Annotated in this window: 2 protein-coding genes and 1 pseudogene; 1 reads left to right on the top strand and 2 read right to left on the bottom strand. The window is 73.3% G+C overall.

The window, feature by feature from the left end:
- Positions 1-189, top strand: a 189-nt coding sequence (locus ACTUAL_RS26810; RefSeq protein ID WP_440902192.1) for a hypothetical protein, incomplete at its 5' end; no start/stop codon positions are given.
- Positions 190-240: 51 nt separating this feature from the next.
- On the opposite strand, the gene ACTUAL_RS26815 is transcribed toward ACTUAL_RS26810, so the two are convergent.
- Together ACTUAL_RS26815 and ACTUAL_RS26820 are read right to left on the bottom strand one after the other, a co-directional pair.
- Positions 241-1,257, bottom strand: a complete 1,017-nt coding sequence (locus ACTUAL_RS26815; RefSeq protein ID WP_440902193.1) for an ABC transporter substrate-binding protein — start codon at positions 1,255-1,257, stop codon at positions 241-243.
- A 77-nt stretch (positions 1,258-1,334) separates the two neighbouring features.
- Positions 1,335-1,612, bottom strand: a pseudogene (locus tag ACTUAL_RS26820) (ABC transporter ATP-binding protein); the annotation flags it as partial.

Genomic DNA, 1,612 nt, shown 5'->3' on the forward strand with positions numbered 1-1,612 from the left:
GACGACTTCCTGGGCCCGGTGGTCTACTTCTGGTCGCCGACCGGGACCGGCGGGACGACCTACCCGGTCGCCCACGTGTCGTTCCGGCTCCCGGTGTCGGGCAAGCAGGTGGCCGCGCCGTGGCCGGCGTCGGACGCCCCCGTCCGCGGTCCGCTCGGGGTGAACGCGCTGATGGCCGGGGTGAGCTGACCTCCCGCCTGCCCGCCGGACCCGGGGTGGCGCGCGCCCGGCGGGAGGTGGTCAGAGCCCGTTGAGGTAGTCCGCGACGGTGCGGATCGCGGCCGGGTTGCGCGGGCCCTGCACGAGCGCGGCGTACGGCAGGACCAGGAAGCGGCCGTTCCTGACCGCGGGGACCTGCGCGAGCGGCGGGTAGGTCTCCAGGAACTTCCGCTTGTCCTCGGCGCTGGGCACGTCGTAGTCGTTGATCACGATGACGTCCGGGTTCGCCTCGACCACGCTCTCCCAGGTGACCGTGGTCCAGCTGTCGAGCACCCCGGACATGACGTCGTCGCCGCCGCCGCGCGTGATGATCTCGTTGGAGGCGGCGTACTTCCCGCCGGTGAACGGCTTGTCGGCGCCCGAGTCGTAGAGGAACACCTTGGGGCGCGGGCGATCCGCCGGGACGGTCGCCTCCGCCTGCCGCACGACCTCCTGGTACTCGGCCACCAGCCGCTCGGCCCGCTCGGGGACGCCGAAGATCTTCCCGAGGTTGCGCAGGTCGGTGTACAGGGCTTCGAGGGGCGCCATGGTCCCGCGCGAGGTGGTCCCCACGCCGTTGCGGCAGGACTCGCTGAGCACGTAGGAGCGCACGCCCAGCTCGTCCAGGTGCGCCGGGGTGAGGCCCCGGTCCTCGCTGAAGCCGTAGTTCCAGCCCGCGTAGACGAAGTCGGCCCCGGCCTCCAGGATCGACTCCTTGCTGATCCGGTCGACGCCGAGCCTGGGGGCGCGCTCGTACTCGGCCTTCCAGGGCGAGCCCTCGATGTCGTTGTTCTTGCTGCCGGACATGACGTACCCGGCGAGGCGGTCGGTCAGGCCGAGCGCGAACACCGTCTCGACGATGCCGCTGTCGTAGGCGACGACGCGCTCGGGGGCGCGGTCGAAGGTGAGCTCCTGGCCGCAGTTGGTGACGGTGACCGGGTAGCCCTGCGCCTGCGGCGCTTCGGCCTGCGGGCGCACGGAGGCCCCGCAGGAGGACAGGAGCAGGGCGCTCAGCGCGGCGGCGGTCAGCGCTGTCGCGGTGGGGCGGGTGCGTGGCACGGGTGGGGCCTCTCGGTGCGGGGACGGGGCGCGGCGCGGGGACCGGGTCGCGGGCAGGCGGGTCGTGGGAAGGCGGGTCACAGCGCGGTGTCGTAGAACAGGTGCGGGCGGCCGGTGACCGGGTGCGGCAGGACGTGCGCGCGCACCCCGAACACCTCGGCCACCAGCTCCTCGGTGAGCACCTCGGCGGGTGGGCCGGAGGCGACCACGGCGCCGTCCGCGAGCACGTGCAGCAGGTCGCAGTGGGCGGCGGCGAGGTTGAGGACGTGCAGCGCCACCAGCGCGGTCACGCCGGTGGCGCGCACTATCGCCAGCACCTCCAGCTGGTGCCGGATCTCAAGGTGGTTGGTGGGCT

The organism is Actinosynnema sp. (assembly GCF_052038725.1).